Origin of the sequence: Neptunomonas sp. CHC150, from assembly GCF_030397555.1 — a bacterium.
GTDB classification, from domain to species: domain Bacteria; phylum Pseudomonadota; class Gammaproteobacteria; order Pseudomonadales; family Balneatricaceae; genus Neptunomonas; species Neptunomonas phycophila.
In genome coordinates, this window is the sequence record NZ_JAPNXU010000001.1 from 107,123 (window position 1) to 122,667 (window position 15,545).

Annotated in this window: 16 protein-coding genes and 4 tRNA genes; 6 read left to right on the forward strand and 14 right to left on the reverse strand. The window is 47.9% G+C overall.

All coding sequences use genetic code 11. The annotated features are described in order from the left end of the window. Window positions 1–40: 40 nt before the first annotated feature. The 4 genes from OW491_RS00565 to OW491_RS00580 form a co-directional block, all read right to left on the reverse strand. Window positions 41–115: transfer RNA gene (locus tag OW491_RS00565), tRNA-Gln, on the reverse strand. A 29-nt stretch (window positions 116–144) separates the two neighbouring features. Next, a tRNA-Met gene (locus OW491_RS00570) sits at window positions 145–221 on the reverse strand. A gap of 28 nt (window positions 222–249) precedes the next feature. Continuing rightward, window positions 250–324, reverse strand: a tRNA-Gln gene (locus OW491_RS00575). A gap of 12 nt (window positions 325–336) precedes the next feature. Continuing rightward, a tRNA-Met gene (locus tag OW491_RS00580) sits at window positions 337–413 on the reverse strand. A gap of 359 nt (window positions 414–772) precedes the next feature. Here OW491_RS00580 and OW491_RS00585 point away from each other — a divergent pair. Further along, on the forward strand, window positions 773–1,342 hold the full coding sequence (locus tag OW491_RS00585; protein ID WP_290034358.1) for a manganese efflux pump MntP family protein: 570 nt from the start codon (window positions 773–775) through the stop codon (window positions 1,340–1,342). A gap of 89 nt (window positions 1,343–1,431) precedes the next feature. Here OW491_RS00585 and ychF read toward each other — a convergent pair whose 3' ends face one another. The 6 genes from ychF to OW491_RS00615 all read right to left on the reverse strand — a co-directional run bounded on the left by ychF (window position 1,432) and on the right by OW491_RS00615 (window position 7,340). Next, window positions 1,432–2,523 carry a redox-regulated ATPase YchF gene (gene ychF, locus OW491_RS00590; RefSeq protein WP_290034359.1) on the reverse strand — a complete coding sequence of 364 codons (1,092 nt, stop codon included), beginning with the start codon at window positions 2,521–2,523 and terminating at the stop codon, window positions 1,432–1,434. Window positions 2,524–2,536: 13 nt separating this feature from the next. Beyond that, entirely contained in the window at window positions 2,537–3,124 is a 588-nt protein-coding gene (gene pth / locus OW491_RS00595; RefSeq protein ID WP_075173692.1) for an aminoacyl-tRNA hydrolase, read from the reverse strand. A gap of 25 nt (window positions 3,125–3,149) precedes the next feature. Further along, complete coding sequence (locus OW491_RS00600; RefSeq protein WP_075173693.1) at window positions 3,150–3,746, reverse strand: 50S ribosomal protein L25/general stress protein Ctc; 597 nt, start codon at window positions 3,744–3,746, stop codon at window positions 3,150–3,152. Between the two features lie 130 nt (window positions 3,747–3,876). Continuing rightward, entirely contained in the window at window positions 3,877–4,818 is a 942-nt protein-coding gene (locus OW491_RS00605) for a ribose-phosphate pyrophosphokinase (protein WP_075173694.1), read from the reverse strand. 225 nt (window positions 4,819–5,043) lie between these two features. Further along, window positions 5,044–5,640, reverse strand: coding sequence for a lipoprotein insertase outer membrane protein LolB (lolB, locus tag OW491_RS00610; RefSeq protein ID WP_354669554.1), 597 nt, complete (start codon window positions 5,638–5,640; stop codon window positions 5,044–5,046). Continuing rightward, window positions 5,637–7,340 carry a tetratricopeptide repeat protein gene (locus tag OW491_RS00615; RefSeq protein ID WP_215150915.1) on the reverse strand — a complete coding sequence of 568 codons (1,704 nt, stop codon included), beginning with the start codon at window positions 7,338–7,340 and terminating at the stop codon, window positions 5,637–5,639. Before OW491_RS00615 ends, lolB begins: the two co-directional genes overlap by 4 nt. Before the next feature lie 330 nt (window positions 7,341–7,670). Here OW491_RS00615 and hemA point away from each other — a divergent pair, with 330 nt between their 5' ends. The 5 genes from hemA (at window position 7,671) to OW491_RS00640 (ending at window position 12,220) form a co-directional block, all read left to right on the forward strand. Continuing rightward, window positions 7,671–8,936 (forward strand): glutamyl-tRNA reductase, encoded by a 1,266-nt coding sequence (gene hemA / locus OW491_RS00620; RefSeq protein ID WP_075173697.1) that lies wholly within the window; start codon window positions 7,671–7,673, stop codon window positions 8,934–8,936. Window positions 8,937–8,939: 3 nt separating this feature from the next. Continuing rightward, a complete protein-coding gene (prfA, locus tag OW491_RS00625) occupies window positions 8,940–10,022 on the forward strand; it encodes a peptide chain release factor 1 (protein ID WP_075179775.1) in 1,083 nt (360 codons plus the stop codon). A 119-nt stretch (window positions 10,023–10,141) separates the two neighbouring features. Beyond that, window positions 10,142–10,993 (forward strand): peptide chain release factor N(5)-glutamine methyltransferase, encoded by an 852-nt coding sequence (gene prmC / locus OW491_RS00630; protein WP_290034360.1) that lies wholly within the window; start codon window positions 10,142–10,144, stop codon window positions 10,991–10,993. 15 nt (window positions 10,994–11,008) lie between these two features. Then, complete coding sequence (locus OW491_RS00635) at window positions 11,009–11,761, forward strand: molybdopterin-synthase adenylyltransferase MoeB (protein WP_290034361.1); 753 nt, start codon at window positions 11,009–11,011, stop codon at window positions 11,759–11,761. A gap of 36 nt (window positions 11,762–11,797) precedes the next feature. Then, window positions 11,798–12,220 carry a CoA-binding protein gene (locus OW491_RS00640; protein WP_178969334.1) on the forward strand — a complete coding sequence of 141 codons (423 nt, stop codon included), beginning with the start codon at window positions 11,798–11,800 and terminating at the stop codon, window positions 12,218–12,220. Here OW491_RS00640 and OW491_RS00645 read toward each other — a convergent pair. The 4 genes from OW491_RS00645 to OW491_RS00660 all read right to left on the reverse strand — a co-directional run bounded on the left by OW491_RS00645 (window position 12,217) and on the right by OW491_RS00660 (window position 15,453). Beyond that, a complete protein-coding gene (locus tag OW491_RS00645) occupies window positions 12,217–12,507 on the reverse strand; it encodes a type II toxin-antitoxin system RelE/ParE family toxin (protein WP_075179778.1) in 291 nt (96 codons plus the stop codon). The two genes, OW491_RS00640 and OW491_RS00645, sit on opposite strands and share 4 nt — an antisense overlap. Then, window positions 12,500–12,721 carry a hypothetical protein gene (locus OW491_RS00650; protein ID WP_075179779.1) on the reverse strand — a complete coding sequence of 74 codons (222 nt, stop codon included), beginning with the start codon at window positions 12,719–12,721 and terminating at the stop codon, window positions 12,500–12,502. The genes OW491_RS00645 and OW491_RS00650 overlap by 8 nt, the downstream gene beginning before the upstream one ends. Window positions 12,722–13,039: 318 nt before the next feature. Beyond that, the gene (locus tag OW491_RS00655; RefSeq protein ID WP_075173702.1) at window positions 13,040–14,053 is read right to left on the reverse strand and encodes a type I asparaginase; all 1,014 of its coding nucleotides are present in this window, start codon (window positions 14,051–14,053) and stop codon (window positions 13,040–13,042) included. Continuing rightward, window positions 14,050–15,453 carry an aspartate ammonia-lyase gene (locus OW491_RS00660; protein ID WP_178969814.1) on the reverse strand — a complete coding sequence of 468 codons (1,404 nt, stop codon included), beginning with the start codon at window positions 15,451–15,453 and terminating at the stop codon, window positions 14,050–14,052. The genes OW491_RS00655 and OW491_RS00660 overlap by 4 nt, the downstream gene beginning before the upstream one ends. Window positions 15,454–15,545 lie beyond the last annotated feature (92 nt).

Consider the following 15,545-nt stretch of genomic DNA (forward strand, 5'->3'; position numbering starts at 1 on the left):
AGTAATAAATATTGAGGAAGGTGTTAAAGCAATGAAGAGATGGCAGGGGTAGCAGGATTCGAACCTGCGCATGACGGGATCAAAACCCGTTGCCTTACCGCTTGGCTATACCCCTATATTGTAATTGCATACTTGCGATGCAAATGGTGGCAATGGCGGGACTCGAACCTGCGACCCACGCATTATGAATGCGTTGCTCTAACCAGCTGAGCTACATTGCCAGATTTTAGACCATCTTGATGATAAAGATGGCAGGGGTAGCAGGATTCGAACCTGCGCATGACGGGATCAAAACCCGTTGCCTTACCGCTTGGCTATACCCCTAAAATCTTCAAATGGTGGCAATGGCGGGATTTGAACCTGCGACCCACGCATTATGAATGCGTTGCTCTAACCAACTGAGCTACATTGCCTTGTCCATTTGAGGCGCGCATTATTCGCTTTTTTTTGAAGTCTGTCAACAGTAATGCGGTAAAAAAGTGTCTGATTTTCCTAGAAAAGCTGTCTTAAAAAATTACGGGTATATCTGCTGTGCTGGAGCCTCTTGTGTCGTGTCAATGTCTATACTTTTTGGCGTTGAGTCGTTAGCATAGGTGCCCTCTTTGGGGAGTAACCTGCTTCTGCATTGTGGTAGAAGTGTCCGTATCAACATTCTTGGCTTGCATGGCCATGGTGCGGTCGCCTGTTTAGGTTGGTGAGACCAACGATGAATCTGTAAGTACGGTTAGGCGTACAGGTTTGTCGTGGACTCAGCCTAGCCGGTAGTAAAGTTATGAACCTCATCTCACTTTTTTTTCTTTCTTTGGCTATGTCGGCAGATGCTTTTGCAGCGGCGCTTGGCAAAGGCGCTACTCTGCAAAAGCCCCGTTTGCGTGATGCTTTGCGTACGGGAGTAATTTTTGGTTGTGTTGAAGGGCTAACCCCGCTAATAGGCTGGCTGGTTGGCTATGCAGCGCTACAATATGTTGAAGCTTGGGATCATTGGGTCGCTTTTTTTCTGCTGCTAGGGCTTGGGCTTCATATGATCTATGAGGGTATGAAAATAGATTCTAGTGAGCAGGATAAGGCATCAGAATCACATAGCTTTATGTTATTGGCTCTAGCTGCTGTAGCTACAAGCATTGATGCGCTTGCTGTGGGGATGGGTCTGGCTTTTGTTGATGTGAATATTGTACTGGCAGCCATTATGATTGGCTCTGCCACCTGTATTATGGTGACGGTTGGTGTTATGGCTGGTCGCTTGCTGGGTAGGGCGATAGGGCGGCGAGCAGAAGTGGTAGGCGGTGTTGTGTTGATACTAATTGGCGCTGCTATTGTATACGAACATGTATTCGCTGCCTGAATTTTCACAGGCACAGAAACTACATAAAAAATGGGCGCTACCTAATTGATAGGTAGCGCCCATTTCATAGTTCTAGAATTTATACGTGGTTAGACGTTAAAACGGAAGTGGACCACATCACCGTCTTTCACGATGTATTCTTTACCTTCTAGACGCCATTTACCGGCATCCTTTGCACCTTGCTCGCCTTTAAACGCAATAAAGTCGTCGTAAGCGATGACTTCTGCACGGATAAAGCCTTTCTCGAAGTCTGTGTGGATAACAGCGGCTGCTTTTGGCGCTGTCGCACCGATTTGTACAGTCCAAGCGCGAACTTCTTTGACGCCAGCCGTAAAGTAGGTTTGTAAGCCTAGCAGTTCATAACCAGCGCGGATAACACGGTCTAAGCCGGGTTCTTCCATGCCTAAATCTTGCAAGAACTCTTGCTTCTCTTCTTCATCTAGCTCGGCTATTTCTGCTTCTAGCTTGTTGCAGATCGCAACAACTTCGGCGCCTTCTTCAGCTGCTAATTTGCGAACTGTCTCAAGGTGAGCGTTATCTTCAAAGCCGTCTTCATCTACGTTAGCGATGTACATTGTTGGCTTGATGGTGAGTAGGTGGAAGGTTTTAACAACCTTTAGCTCGTCATCAGTAAGTGCCATTGAACGTGCGGCTTTGCCTTCTTCTAAATGCGGCTTAATGCGCTCTAGTAGTTCTTTGGAACGCACGGCATCTTTATCGCCACCTTTTGCTTGTTTTTGCAGGCGCAGGATCTGCTTCTCTACAGAATCCAAATCAGCTAAGGCAAGTTCGAGGTTGATCGTTTCAATATCGTTGATTGGATCAATGCGGTTGGCCACATGGATTACGTTGTCGTCTTCAAAGCAGCGGACAACATGCGCAATGGCATCGGTTTCGCGGATATTAGCTAGGAACTTGTTACCAAGACCTTCACCCTTAGAAGCGCCTGCGACCAGACCTGCAATATCCACAAACTCCATAGTCGTTGGTACAACGCGTTCAGGACTGACAATCTCAGCTAGAGCGTCCAAGCGGCTATCAGGCATGGGGACGATGCCTGAGTTTGGTTCAATGGTACAGAACGGGAAGTTCTCGGCATCAATGCCTGCTTTTGTTAATGCATTAAAAAGCGTTGATTTACCTACGTTTGGTAGGCCGACGATGCCACATTTAAAACCCATAGTTATACCTTAATTAGCCTTTAAAGCTGTGCAGTTTATTCATTGCCTGAGCCCAGTTTCCGCTAATCGCTTCGGGGAGATGAAAAAGAGATTCATCGATCGCCGCTTGCGATTTGGAACGTTCTGAGACGGGAGCTTTTGTCAAAACGAACCCGGCAACATCTTTTGCTTGGCCTGGGTGTCCAATGCCAATGCGTAGCCGGTAAAAATTCTTGTTATTCCCTAAACGGCTAATAATATCGCGTAAACCGTTGTGCCCGCCATGACCACCGCCTTGCTTGAAGCGAGCGATACCCGGAGGTAGGTCAAGCTCGTCATGTGCAACAAGAATACTTTCGGGGGGAATTTTATAAAAGTTAGCTACCGCAGCTACTGATTGTCCACTGAGGTTCATAAACGTAGTGGGGATCAATAAGTGTACGGTTTGATTGCCCAATTGGGCTTTTCCGTAGCGGCCAAAAAACTTCTTGTCCGTTTGGAGGGAAGTGAGTTGTCGAGCAGCTAGCTGCTCGACAAACTCAGCCCCAGCATTATGACGGGTCTGCTCGTATTGGGAACCGGGGTTGCCGAGTCCGACAATAAGCTGAATAGAGTCTTTCATGCTGGGTATATAGTCCTAAGGCGAATTAGCTCGCTTTAGCACCACGTGGAGAGTAAACGTAGCCGATACCTTGGTCATAGTCTTCACCACGACGCAGAGTAGCGATTTCAACGCCTTCTGGCAGAGAGATGTCTGACAAGTGAAGGATTTGAGTTGGAGCTACGTTAGACAGATCAACAGTTACAACTTCTGGTAGATCTTTTGGCAAGCAAAGGATTTCTACTACGTTAGCTTCAACAGCGAATTTAGCCGCATTTTTAGAAGCTGCAGATTTTTCAAAGTTGATGAAGCTGATTGGAACGTTGATTTTGATCTTTTGATCTGCAGCAATACGCTGGAAGTCAGCATGTAAGATAGCTGGCTTAGCAGGGTGACGTTGTAGATCTTTGATGATCACTTGAGTCTCTTTGCCATCCAGAGCAACAGTAAGGATAGAAGAGAAGAAAGTTTGATCGTCAAGTTGCTTGATTAGATCTTTGTTAACCAAAGAAATAGCAACAGGTGCTTCATCTGCTGTGCCACCGTAAACAACGGCAGGAACCAGACCTTCGCGACGCAGGCGGCGGCTCGCACCTTTCCCCTGATCTTCACGAGAGATAGCATTTAATACAAAGTTAGACATTTGAATACCTATAAATTACAAACTGTAAGACTCCGCGACCAGAGCGATTTACAGCGATTTTTAAATGGTTTTCCACTGTATGGTGGTTAACCGCATGTGCCCATGTGGGCATCTTTAAGCGGATGTTCGTTTAACGGAACATCGCGCTGATAGATTCTTCGTTGCATACACGGCGTACCGCTTCAGCCAACATTGGGGCCAGCGTTAATTGGCGAATGTTAGCGCATGCTTGTGCTTCTTTAGACAATGGGATTGTATCAGTAACCACTAACTCATCTAACTGTGAGTTGGTGATGTTTTCGATAGCCGGGCCAGAGAGTACGGCGTGTGTAGCATAAGCAACAACGCGAGCGGCGCCGTTTGCTTTGAGTGCTTTAGCCGCTTTGCACAATGTGCCAGCGGTGTCACACATGTCGTCTACCAATATGCAAGTACGGCCTTCGACGTCACCGATGATGTTCATGACTTGTGATTCGTTAGCACGTTCACGACGTTTGTCGATGATAGCGAGATCGCAGTCCAATTGCTTCGCTACTGCTCGAGCACGTACAACACCACCCACGTCTGGAGAAACAACCATTGGGTTTTCGTATTGCTGATCAATAATGTCGTCAAGTAATACAGGTGAGCCGTAAACGTTATCTACAGGGACAGAGAAGAAGCCCTGGATTTGGTCGGCATGTAAATCAACAGTCAATACACGGTCGATGCCAACAGCTGACATCATGTCAGCAACCACTTTTGCACTGATAGCAACACGAGCAGAGCGCGGGCGACGATCTTGACGAGCGTAACCAAAGTAAGGCACAACGGCTGTGATACGTGTGGCTGAAGCGCGGCGAAGCGCATCGGCTAGCACAATCATTTCCATCAGGTTGTCATTGGTGGGTGCGCACGTTGACTGGATAATAAAAACGTCTTTACCACGAACGTTTTCTTGGATCTCTACGCTAACTTCACCATCGCTAAAACGGGCTACGTGAGCTTTACCCATTGGGATGTCGAGTCGTTCTACGACTTTAAGGCCCAGTTCGGGGTTTGCATTCCCGGTGAATACCATCATTTTAGACATGGAGACTACCTTCTTGGACTGTTCGGTATTGGAGTTCATGGTTGGGAGTTCTTAGTTAACATTTGGCAGGGGTTTGGGCCGAATTTACCGCGTAAATTACAATCCACTATCGTATTGCATAGCAACACCCCTATATCCTCAGGTTTTCTCCCTGAAAAATGAGGGCGCTATTCTCTTAAAAAGCGCTGTTTGGGTCAACCTATAATTTAGCAGTCTGGTCGTTTTTTAACCAGATTTTTGCCATGAACGGACAATAATAGTGATTATGAGTTCGCCACGGGTAAATACCACTTTGCCTGGAAGAGTTTGGTTGGCTTGTTCTAGGTAACGATCGTAAGTGATATCCCAGCCTTGTTGCTGCAATGTGGCGAGTTTATTGTCATCAAAAGTCGCGTCATAGGTGCTTCCTGGAGCAGGAATGCCTTTGATCCAATATTGTGCTTCACGTACTGGTAGAGCCCAACCCAGCCGTAAATCGAGTAACTCTTCTGGGGTTGCGGCTTGTAAAGGCGGCTCGTTGGGTATTTCTAAGGTAGCGTAGTACTGATCACCGCTAATAGCCGCAGCGCCTTGGCCTAATGGACCTTTGAGGCGGATGTCGAATTCCTGGCTATTTTGCGCCCATGTTAGCGTCGCAGAGTTAGAGTCTTCAGCTGATCTGATACCGACTTTTCCGGTTAATAAGTAGTTTTCCAGTGCTAATGCTTGTTCTTGGTATACTTCCCAGCTAACCGCGTTACTCATGTTAGGTTTATTAGGAGCGAGGCTACAGCCTGTTAGAAAAAGAGTGAGAACAATAAGTGATACAACAGGTTTCATCATATACCTTTCAGTGCATTTTGAGCGTCGCTAAGGTGCGGGCTATTAGGAAATTTTTTCTCGAGCTCAGTCAGTAGTGCGCGAGCTTGTTGTGTTTTTTGTTGAGCGGCAAGGACAATAACTAAATGGCTGCCCACTTCAGCATCAGAAAAGGATTGGTAGGCTTTGCTGAGATAGCTTTCGGCTTCATCTAAACGGTTGAGCTTATAAAGAACCCACCCCATGGAGTCGATAACCGCTGGGTCATTGGGCTTTAGCTGAATAGCTCGAGATAGTAGCTCATACGCTTCCTGGTAGCGCTGAGTGTAAAGCGACAACGTATAGCCTAACGCATTCAGCGCCATTGCATTGTCAGGGTCTTGTTCCAAAATAATGCGGAAGTCCTGTTCGGCGATTGGGAAATCTTCTTCAGGGAGCATCATGGCGCGCATGTAGCGTAAGTCCAGGTTATCGGGATATAGCTCAACCCCTTGGTTCAGTTTATCAATTGCTTCGGCATTGAGGCCGTGCTTGCGCAGCCAGTCTGCGTGAAGATTGATTAATATAGGAGCAATGGAAGGTTGTTGTTCAATACCTTGCACAATCGCTTCACTCACGCGCTCTTGGTTATCAATATTTTCCATTAAGCCGACGGCGCGGGTGTAAGCTTGGATAACGTTTTTGCCTTCATCTACCCGCAAATAGTTACGGATGGCAGCCTCGTTGCGGTTTTGCTGTTCAGCAATTAAGCCCAGATAAAAGTAGGGGGCCGTATTAGTGCTTTGTTTGATGATCTCACGGAGCATGGTTTCGCTATCATCAAGACGATTAAAGTCTAGAGCAAGCAGTGCTAAATAAAGCTGGAGTTGTTCATCGTCAGGGTGATCAGCCATTAGCGTTTCGCTGAGTGCTAAGGCGTTTGCCGGGCGCTCCGCTTTGTACAAGGTTTGTACTTTTAACAGCTTGATTTGCTTATTATCGGGCTGCTTTTTGAGCAATCCGTTCAAAATAGCTAAAGCAGAGGTTGTTTTACCCGTTTCTCTTAGTAGATCCGCTTTTTGAATGCTCGCCTCATAGGCATCAGGATTGATGCTTAGTGCCTGAGTGAAGCTCGTTAAAGCATCGCTTTTGAGTAGCGCTTGGCGCTGTAAAATACCCAACGTCAGCCATATATCAGCCTGTTGCGCATTACTGGCCAGTTGCTGTTGTAACGGCTCAATTAATGCTTTGGCTTGGGCTGGCGATAAATTCCGTGCTTGAGCGCTCATCAACAACAGTACTTGGCGGCCGTTATTACTCAATGCATTGTTGATGTAGGGAACGGCTTCTTCGAAGCGGCCTTGGTGCATAAATAGGCCCGCTAACAGCTCGTCGGGTTCCGATGAGTTTGGCTCGTATTTAGCCCAAATCTTTGATGCTTTTTCTAGCCCTTGCGTGTCTTTATTAAATTGAGCGATGCGCGTGGCACGGCGGATGATAGCCGGATCGCCGGTTAACTCAGCCTGCTTAAGATATTTTTGAAAAGATAAGTCATACGCTTGTTCATGGCCCGCCAATTCGGCAACCAGTAAATCAAACAATGTTTCGCCGTTCAGTTCGCCACGCTGGTATGTGGATGGCACAGGGGCGTACTCAAGAGAACTCGGTGGGTGGCTAGGTGTTATGCTGCAGCCTGATAAAACGCCGGCAGCAAGAGTAACTAAAATAAAAGCATGTTTAAGCACAGTGAATTGTTGATCCAGAGTAATTAGGTTCGAATCAGGCCACTAACCAGCGCAGCCATGCAGTATGGCACGCTATGGCAATTGTTTTGACTACAGTTTTGACTATAGAGTAATTGAATAGCCCTTGTCACCGGGTGATACATGGTTAATTTGTCACTGCGGCGCAATAAAGGTTCCCTGATCCTTGATATAGACCAATATCATTACGTTTGTCGCGTATTTAATGCGCTTTCAGTACTAAAATAGCAAGGTGTAGTTTTAAGTTTTACCGCAAACAGGTGTATGATGACGCGCTCGTTATCCTAAGCTATGTAGTCCTAATTATTTTACATGTCTCTTCTTGCGCTTGGTATCAATCATAAAACCGCCTCTGTTGATGTCAGGGAGCGTGTAGCGTTCAGCCCTGAGCAGTTAGCTGAGGCGTTGTCGCAGGCGCGTGCCAGCGCACGCGTAAAAGAAGTAGCAATTTTGTCCACGTGTAACCGCACTGAACTTTACTGCTCGACCGATGAAAAAGGCATACAGGCTATACTACAGTGGTTAGGTAATTATCACGGCGTATCGGATAATGATTTGGAACAGTGTGTTTATGCACATTGGGATGACGAAGCCGCTCGACATATGATGCGCGTTGCCAGTGGGTTAGATTCGTTAGTATTGGGCGAGCCTCAGATTTTAGGCCAGCTTAAGTCCGCTTATACGCTATCGCAAGAAAGTGGCTTTTTAGGTTCTGAGCTTGGCCGGCTGTTTCAGCAGACCTTTTCCGTGGCCAAAAAAGTGCGTACCGACACCGCTATTGGCGAAAACCCGGTGTCTGTCGCTTATGCTGCGGTGAGTTTGGCGCAGCATATATTTTCGGATTTAGGTGATAGTCGCGCTCTACTAATTGGTGCTGGTGAGACAATCGAGCTTGTTGCTAGACACCTCCACAATGCGGGTGTTAAAGAGATTACCGTAGCCAACCGAACACTCAACCGAGCGCTCGATTTGGCTAATGAATTTAATGGTAAGGCTATTTTGCTCGGTGATATTCCCGATGCTTTGCCGCAGGCCGATATCGTGATTGCCTCGACCGCTAGTCAGTTGCCGATTTTAGGTAAAGGTGCAGTCGAAAATGCGTTGAAAAAACGCAAGCACCGGCCAATTTTTATGGTAGATATTGCCGTACCTCGCGATATCGAATCGCAAGTAGCAGATCTTGATGATGTTTACTTGTACACGGTTGATGATTTACGTGAAGTCATTGAAGAAAATCAACGCTCGCGTGAAACCGCTGCTCGTGAAGCGGAAGATATTATCAACCAAGGCGCGCACGAGTTTATGCGCCAATTGCGTTCGTTAGCGGCTGTCGATACCGTAACTGATTTGCGTGGGCGCTACGAAAGCATCCGCGATCAGGAGGTCGCTGCCTCCTTAAAACAGATTGCCAATGGCAAGCCAGCTGAAGAAGTCTTAGCTCAAATGGCACGCCGTTTAACGAACAAAATGCTGCATCATCCGACCATTCAAATGCGCAAGGCAAGTGCCGAAGGGCGCACCGAATTGTTGGATGCAGCACATACGCTATTTAACCTGTCTGAACCGGACGAAAAGTAACTGATGAAAGAGTCTATCCGGGCCAAGTTAGAAAAACTGGCCGACCGTTTTGAAGAGCTCTCAGCCTTGCTGAGTGACGCCGACGTAATTACAGATCAAAATAAATTTCGAGAGTACTCCAAAGAGTACGCGGAGCTTGAGCCGGTTATTCAGTGTTTTCAAGCGTATCAGCAAGCCGAAAGCGACTTTGCTGATGCCGAAATTATGATGGAAGACAGTGATCCGGACATGCGTGAGATGGCGAAAGAAGAATACGCCAACTCTAAAAAAGCCATCGAAGAGTTGACCGATGAGCTGCAAATTCACTTATTACCAAAAGACCCCAATGATGGCCGTAATGCTTTCTTAGAGATCCGAGCAGGTACAGGCGGTGATGAAGCGGCAATTTTCTCTGGTGACTTGTTCCGTATGTACTCCAAATATGCGGAAACGCAGGGCTGGCGTGTAGAGATCATCAGCGAAAATGAAGGTGAACACGGCGGTTATAAAGAAATTATTACCCGTGTAGTGGGGCAAGATGTATTTTCGCGCTTAAAATTTGAGTCCGGCGCGCACCGAGTGCAGCGCGTTCCCGAAACCGAATCTCAGGGCCGAATTCATACCTCGGCGTGTACAGTTGCCATCATGCCCGAAATGGACGAAGCCGCCGCTATCGAGATCAACAAGGCGGATTTGCGCGTCGACACTTACCGCGCCTCCGGTGCGGGTGGTCAGCATATCAACAAAACAGACTCTGCTATCCGTATTACGCACATACCTACGGGTGTTGTCGTGGAATGTCAGGAAGAGCGCTCGCAGCATAAAAACCGTGCCAAAGCCATGGGTCTGCTGGCTTCACGTTTGCAAGCAGCCGAACAAGAACGCAATGCAGCCGCACAAGCATCAACACGTAAAAGCCTTGTTGGTAGTGGTGACCGCTCCGAACGCATACGTACCTACAATTATCCACAGGGCCGTATTACGGACCACCGTATTAACCTCACACTTTACAAGTTAGATGAAGTGATGGAAGGCAAGTTAGACGACGTTATCAATCCGTTGCTGCAAGAATACCAAGCAGAGCAGTTAGGCGAGCTAGCCGAGTAAGCATAGCTCACCGTAAGCGAAGATTGCATGAAAAATGCCCTGAGGCTCCAAACCACAGGGCATTTCTCGTTATCGGCTCTGAGTAGCCGTTATCGTATATCGCTAAAACACGAGGCATTATGAGCATTACCATCAATGAGGCACGAGCGTTACACAAACGCTTAACCAGCGTAAGCGATTCGCCTGAGGTCGATATCGATTATCTGCTGTGCCATGTATTGCAAAAGCCTGCGAGTTATTTACGTACTTGGCCAGATAAAACGCTTAGCCATGAGCAAGAAGCCGCTTTTCGTGCCTTGTTGTTGCGCCGCCAAGCGGGTGAGCCTATTGCCTATATTTTGGGCTACCGAGCCTTTTGGGACTTTGAGCTGGCTGTCTCCAAAGATACCTTGATCCCACGAGCAGATACCGAGGTCTTGGTAGAAACCGCCTTGCGTATGCTGGACCCGCTAACGGCCGTACCACAACGTGTGCTAGATCTAGGCACCGGGACTGGCGCTATTGGATTGGCCTTAGCCAAAGAATGCCCTGCATGGGCGGTGGTGGGTTGTGATCTTATGCCGGGTGCCGTTAAGCTGGCCCAGCATAATCAAGCGCGCCTAGGGGTAACGAATGTCTCGTTTGTTCAAAGCAGTTGGTTTGAAGCTATCGAAGGGCGCTTTGACCTTATCGTAAGCAATCCACCCTATATAGATCCAGACGACCCACATTTAAGCCAAGGGGACGTGCGCTTTGAGCCGCTCACTGCATTAATAGCGGATGATCAAGGTTTAGCGGATATACAACATATTGCCGAGCAAGCAACTCACCGGCTAAACCCCAATGGCTGGCTCATGTTCGAGCACGGTTATGATCAAGGCGATGCCTGTCGGCGCCTATTAGTGCGTTTAGGGTATCAGCAGGTCGAAACGGTTAAAGATTACGGCGATAATGACCGTGTAACGCTGGGGCAATGGCTAACATCGGTCTAAAAAATAGGAGAGCGTGTGCTTAGTGACAATCAACTTTTACGCTACAGCCGACAAATTATGCTGGGCGATGTGGACATAGAAGGTCAACAGCGTTGGCTAGATAGCCGTGTCTTAATTTTAGGTGTGGGCGGTTTAGGAAGCCCCGTGGCTATGTATTTAGCCGCGGCTGGAGTTGGGCATCTTGTATTGGTCGATGATGATCAGGTTGAAATGACCAACCTACAACGCCAAATTGCACACAACACCGCCAGTATCGGCCAGAGCAAAGTAGAGTCGGCGGCTGCCACCTTGGCACAAATTAATCCGGATATCGAGGTCACTACTCGTGCCGAGCGGCTAGATGAAGCGGCCTTGATGGAACAGGTGGCTAAGGTTGATCTGGTTGTGGATTGCACCGATAACTTCGCCACGCGTTTTATGCTTAATCGCGCCTGTGTTGCGTATAAAAAGCCCTTAGTGTCTGGCGCAGCCATCCGCATGGAAGGGCAAATCTCTGTCTATCACCCCGGTGTTGAGGGTAGCCCTTGTTATCAATGTTTATATAAAGAAGGCGAAGACGAGGCGCTCACTTGCTCTGAGGCAGGCGTGCTGTCGCCATTGGTGGGCATTATTGGTTCCATGCAAGCATTAGAAGCCCTCAAAGTCCTTGCCTCCATAGGGACGCCGCTCATTGGGCGTCTGCTATTATTAGATGCGAAACACATGGAATGGCGATCACTGAAACTTAGCCCCGACCCCGAGTGTCCAACGTGCCAATCTGGGCAATAACACCACACTACAACGAATAAGAGCGATACACTTTTTATGTCAGATTCAGAGACAATCCGTCAGGTACTCGAAAACACAAAAACCATCGCCCTCGTCGGTGCTAGTCCAAAGCCGCACCGTGCTAGCTATCAGGTTATGCAGTATTTAATGCATCAAGGCTACGACGTGTTTCCCGTTAACCCACTTAAAGCGGGCGACACCATTTTAGGTCGCTCGGTCGTCAGCACCTTAGACGAAGTCCCCGTCGCCATTGACATGGTCGATGTATTTCGGAACTCCGTCGATGCAGGCGATGTTGTTGACGATGCAATCCGGGTTGGAGCCAAGTCGGTGTGGTTACAGCTTGGTGTCATCAACGAACCGGCGGAAGAGCGCGCTATCGAGGCGGGTTTGGCTATCGTGATGGACCACTGTCCAGCCATCGAGATACCTAAGCTGGGTATAGCTCCGGTCGCTTAAACACCGCGTTTTACATCACGATAAAAGTTTTCATGTGATCCAAGCGCCATTAATTCGAGAGTCAGAGTGCCATCATTAAAGCTGTATCCTAATAATGTAAGCTGTTTGCTCATTTTGAATTTGTAGACACGTAGAAAAGCTAGATCTCCTTTTTTTTGCTCACCCAGCTCCGGCTTTTCCATTAGTTCTTTAATAGCACTATCCAGATCTTTTTTTTGGTCAAGCTTAAGTTTTTTTACGGCTTTTTTGAAACTCGGTGTTTGTAAAACACTAGTAGTCTTAGCCAAAATCGTAGCTCTCCAGTTTTCCTGCCTCTTTTTCAGCTTTGGCGATGATAGCTTGCTTTACGAACTCGTATGGCAAATCTGGGTTATCTTCCATTATTTCACCAATTTTAGCCCAGTGCTCAATTTGCTTAGGCGGTGTTCGGTTAAGGGCCCTTGCCATAATAGTGGCTTTTTCAATAAGGTCTTGATCTAGTCGTATGCTAGTAGTTGCCATTGTCATATCCTCTTGGGGGGTGAATACTATCAGGATTGTAGCAATCTGCTACAAATGAGGCAAATTGTAGCGCTGATGTAATGCAGGGCGAAATTCAGCTAAGGGAATTAGATGAGTAATCTTCTTGAGAGCAGCCGAATAGGAGGCGAGAGTTATTAAACGGCTCTTGTAAATTGACGTGTGATCACATCCAATCTCTTTCTGAATGATTCTAAATAGCCCTGTCAGCCTTCTTCCACAAAGTCTAAAAAAGCAAAAAAAGCCGGTATATGAGCGTACCGGCGAAGGCTTAAAACTGTTTATACCAAAGCTGGCGTGCTATGCGTTGCTGAGCTCGCCACATATTGATTGTGTTAACTGACTTCGGATGGCTTCTTGGCTCATGCCGCTGGATAGTAGAACCGTCAATTTGGTAAACGCGGCTTCGGCGGTCATGTCGGCTCCGGCAATAATCCCCAATGCATTCAGTGTTTCTCCCGTAGCGTAGGCGCCTTGGATAACTTCGCCGGCATGGCAGAGGGTAATGTTCACAATAATAACCCCGCGCGCACTGGCGGTGGCGAGTGATGCCATGAGGTGTTCGTTGCTATCGGGCGGGTTGCCTGCTCCAAAGCTGCTCATCACTACGCCTTTTACCGTTGGATCAAGTAAGGCGGCGTCTATCACGGCATTGCTAATTCCGGGATATAGCACCAATTGCGATACGCTTGGCGTTAATGTGGGAATGATAAAATCTTTTGGCTTAGCCGGTAGCGCGGTGATGGCGCGGTATTCTATATCGATACCAGCATGGCCAATGGGCTTGCAGCTTGGGCTATCGAAGGCACGCAAAGCCGAGGTGTGGACTTTCGTGGCTCGGTTGCCGCGCAGCAGTTGGTTGTCGAATAACACGCACACTTCGTGAATGCGCGGTTCACGTGCAAAAGCGACGGCATTCAGTAAGTTGTTGGTGGCGTCGCTACGGGGCTGGATAAGCGGGATTTGAGAACCGGTTAATATTACGGGCTTGTCTAAGCCGTTGAGCATAAACGACAAGGCTGAAGCGGTGTAGGCCATGGTGTCTGTGCCGTGCAAGATAACAAAGCCAGCGTAGTCGTCGTAGTGATCCGAAATAAGCTTAGCAAGATCAGTCCAATGGTGGAGTTGGATATTGGCGCTGTCGATTAGCGTGTCTAGTTCGATCATATCGAAGGGTGCTAATGTCTTATATGCCGTGCTGTTTAGCGACGTTTTAACCAGGTCTGCGAAGTGGCTCTGTGGCTTGTAACCTGCATCGGAGGGCGCCATACCGATGGTGCCACCTGTGTAAATAATGAGTATTTTGGATGTCATACTAAGCTGTCCATCGGGTGTAGCATGGCTGAGGGCGAGAGCAAGCGGTTGAGTGTTGCTTCATCCAGCAGGTTTTCTTTGAGTATTAGCTCGCCCACGGTAGAGCGGGTTAGCAATGCGTTACGAGCAATACGTGAAGCGTTATCATAACCGATATAAGGCACCAATGCGGTGATCATACCAATACTGTCTTTTACTTGCTGCTGACAGTGCTCTTTGTTAGCGGTAATGCCGCGAATACAGCGATGGTCAAGCATGTAGATAGCGGAGGTGAGCATCTTCATGGAGTTGAGGATGTTGTAAACGATAACCGGCTCCATGGCATTGAGTTGCAGTTGACCTGCTTCGGCGGCCATAGAGACGGTCAGGTCGCTGCCCATAACTTGAAAGGCCGTTTGGTTTACGGCTTCGGGTATAACCGGATTTACCTTGCCCGGCATGATAGATGAGCCAGGTTGCATAGCCGGTAAGTTAATTTCATTAAAGCCTGCACGGGGGCCACTGGATAACAAACGTAAGTCGTTGCAGATTTTAGATAGCTTGATAGCCAAGCGCTTTTGTATGCTCGACATGGAAACAAACGCCCCCATATCCGAGGTCGCTTCCACTAAGTTACTGGCTGGTACAACCGGGAGTTCGCTAATGCGCGCTAGGTGCTCAATGGCAATTCGCGAGTAATCTTTATGGGTGTTAAGCCCTGTCCCTATGGCCGTTCCACCTAAGTTAACTTCACAGAGTAAGTTGCAGACTTCACCAATGCGTTGGATGTCTTCGCCTAGTGTGACTGAGAAAGCTTTAAATTCTTGGCCAAGCGTCATGGGGACAGCGTCTTGTAGCTGAGTGCGGCCCATTTTCAGTACGTCTGCAAACTCCTCGGCTTTGGCTTCTAGGCTTTTGTGGATGGAGCGAAGTGAGTGCAGCAAAGCACGAGTGCTCAGCACGATGGATAAACGCGCGGCGGTTGGGTAGGCATCATTGGTTGATTGCGAGCGGTTAACATCGTTGTTTGGGTGTAAATATTGATATTGGCCTTTTTCGTAGCCCATGATCGATAGTGCTAAATTGGCGATCACTTCGTTGGCGTTCATATTGGTTGAGGTGCCTGCACCGCCTTGAATCAAATCGACGACAAATTGGTCATGTAGCTCGCCTTCGCGAATCCGTTGGCAGGCTTGTTTAATCGCCTTGTATTTAGCGGGCGGTAGCTCTCCGAGTTCAAAGTTGGCTTCGGCGGCGGCTTCTTTGACCATTGCTAAGGTGTTGATCAGGTCTGGGAAGTGGTGAATAGGGACGCCGGTAATATTGAAGTTACGCAAAGCCCGGAGTGTTTGAATGCCATACCACGCCGAGTTTGGAAGGGATTCGTCGCCTAAAAGATCATGTTCAAGCCGCGTTGTCATACCAGTATTTATACCCATGTCAGTCGGTAAGCCTAAGTGCGTTACTGACTAAAATTTAAACATGACAAGGCAGCATCACTCTATTACGCAGA

Coding starts and splice junctions, on each gene's coding strand:
- OW491_RS00585 (WP_290034358.1), top strand. CDS start 773: ATGAACCTCATCTCACTTTTTTTTCTTTCTTTGGCTATGTCGGCAGAT.
- ychF (WP_290034359.1), bottom strand. CDS start 2,523: ATGGGTTTTAAATGTGGCATCGTCGGCCTACCAAACGTAGGTAAATCA.
- pth (WP_075173692.1), bottom strand. CDS start 3,124: ATGAAAGACTCTATTCAGCTTATTGTCGGACTCGGCAACCCCGGTTCC.
- OW491_RS00600 (WP_075173693.1), bottom strand. CDS start 3,746: ATGTCTAACTTTGTATTAAATGCTATCTCTCGTGAAGATCAGGGGAAA.
- OW491_RS00605 (WP_075173694.1), bottom strand. CDS start 4,818: ATGTCTAAAATGATGGTATTCACCGGGAATGCAAACCCCGAACTGGGC.
- lolB (WP_354669554.1), bottom strand. CDS start 5,640: ATGATGAAACCTGTTGTATCACTTATTGTTCTCACTCTTTTTCTAACA.
- hemA (WP_075173697.1), top strand. CDS start 7,671: ATGTCTCTTCTTGCGCTTGGTATCAATCATAAAACCGCCTCTGTTGAT.
- prfA (WP_075179775.1), top strand. CDS start 8,940: ATGAAAGAGTCTATCCGGGCCAAGTTAGAAAAACTGGCCGACCGTTTT.
- prmC (WP_290034360.1), top strand. CDS start 10,142: ATGAGCATTACCATCAATGAGGCACGAGCGTTACACAAACGCTTAACC.
- OW491_RS00640 (WP_178969334.1), top strand. CDS start 11,798: ATGTCAGATTCAGAGACAATCCGTCAGGTACTCGAAAACACAAAAACC.
- OW491_RS00650 (WP_075179779.1), bottom strand. CDS start 12,721: ATGGCAACTACTAGCATACGACTAGATCAAGACCTTATTGAAAAAGCC.
- OW491_RS00655 (WP_075173702.1), bottom strand. CDS start 14,053: ATGACATCCAAAATACTCATTATTTACACAGGTGGCACCATCGGTATG.
- OW491_RS00660 (WP_178969814.1), bottom strand. CDS start 15,453: ATGACAACGCGGCTTGAACATGATCTTTTAGGCGACGAATCCCTTCCA.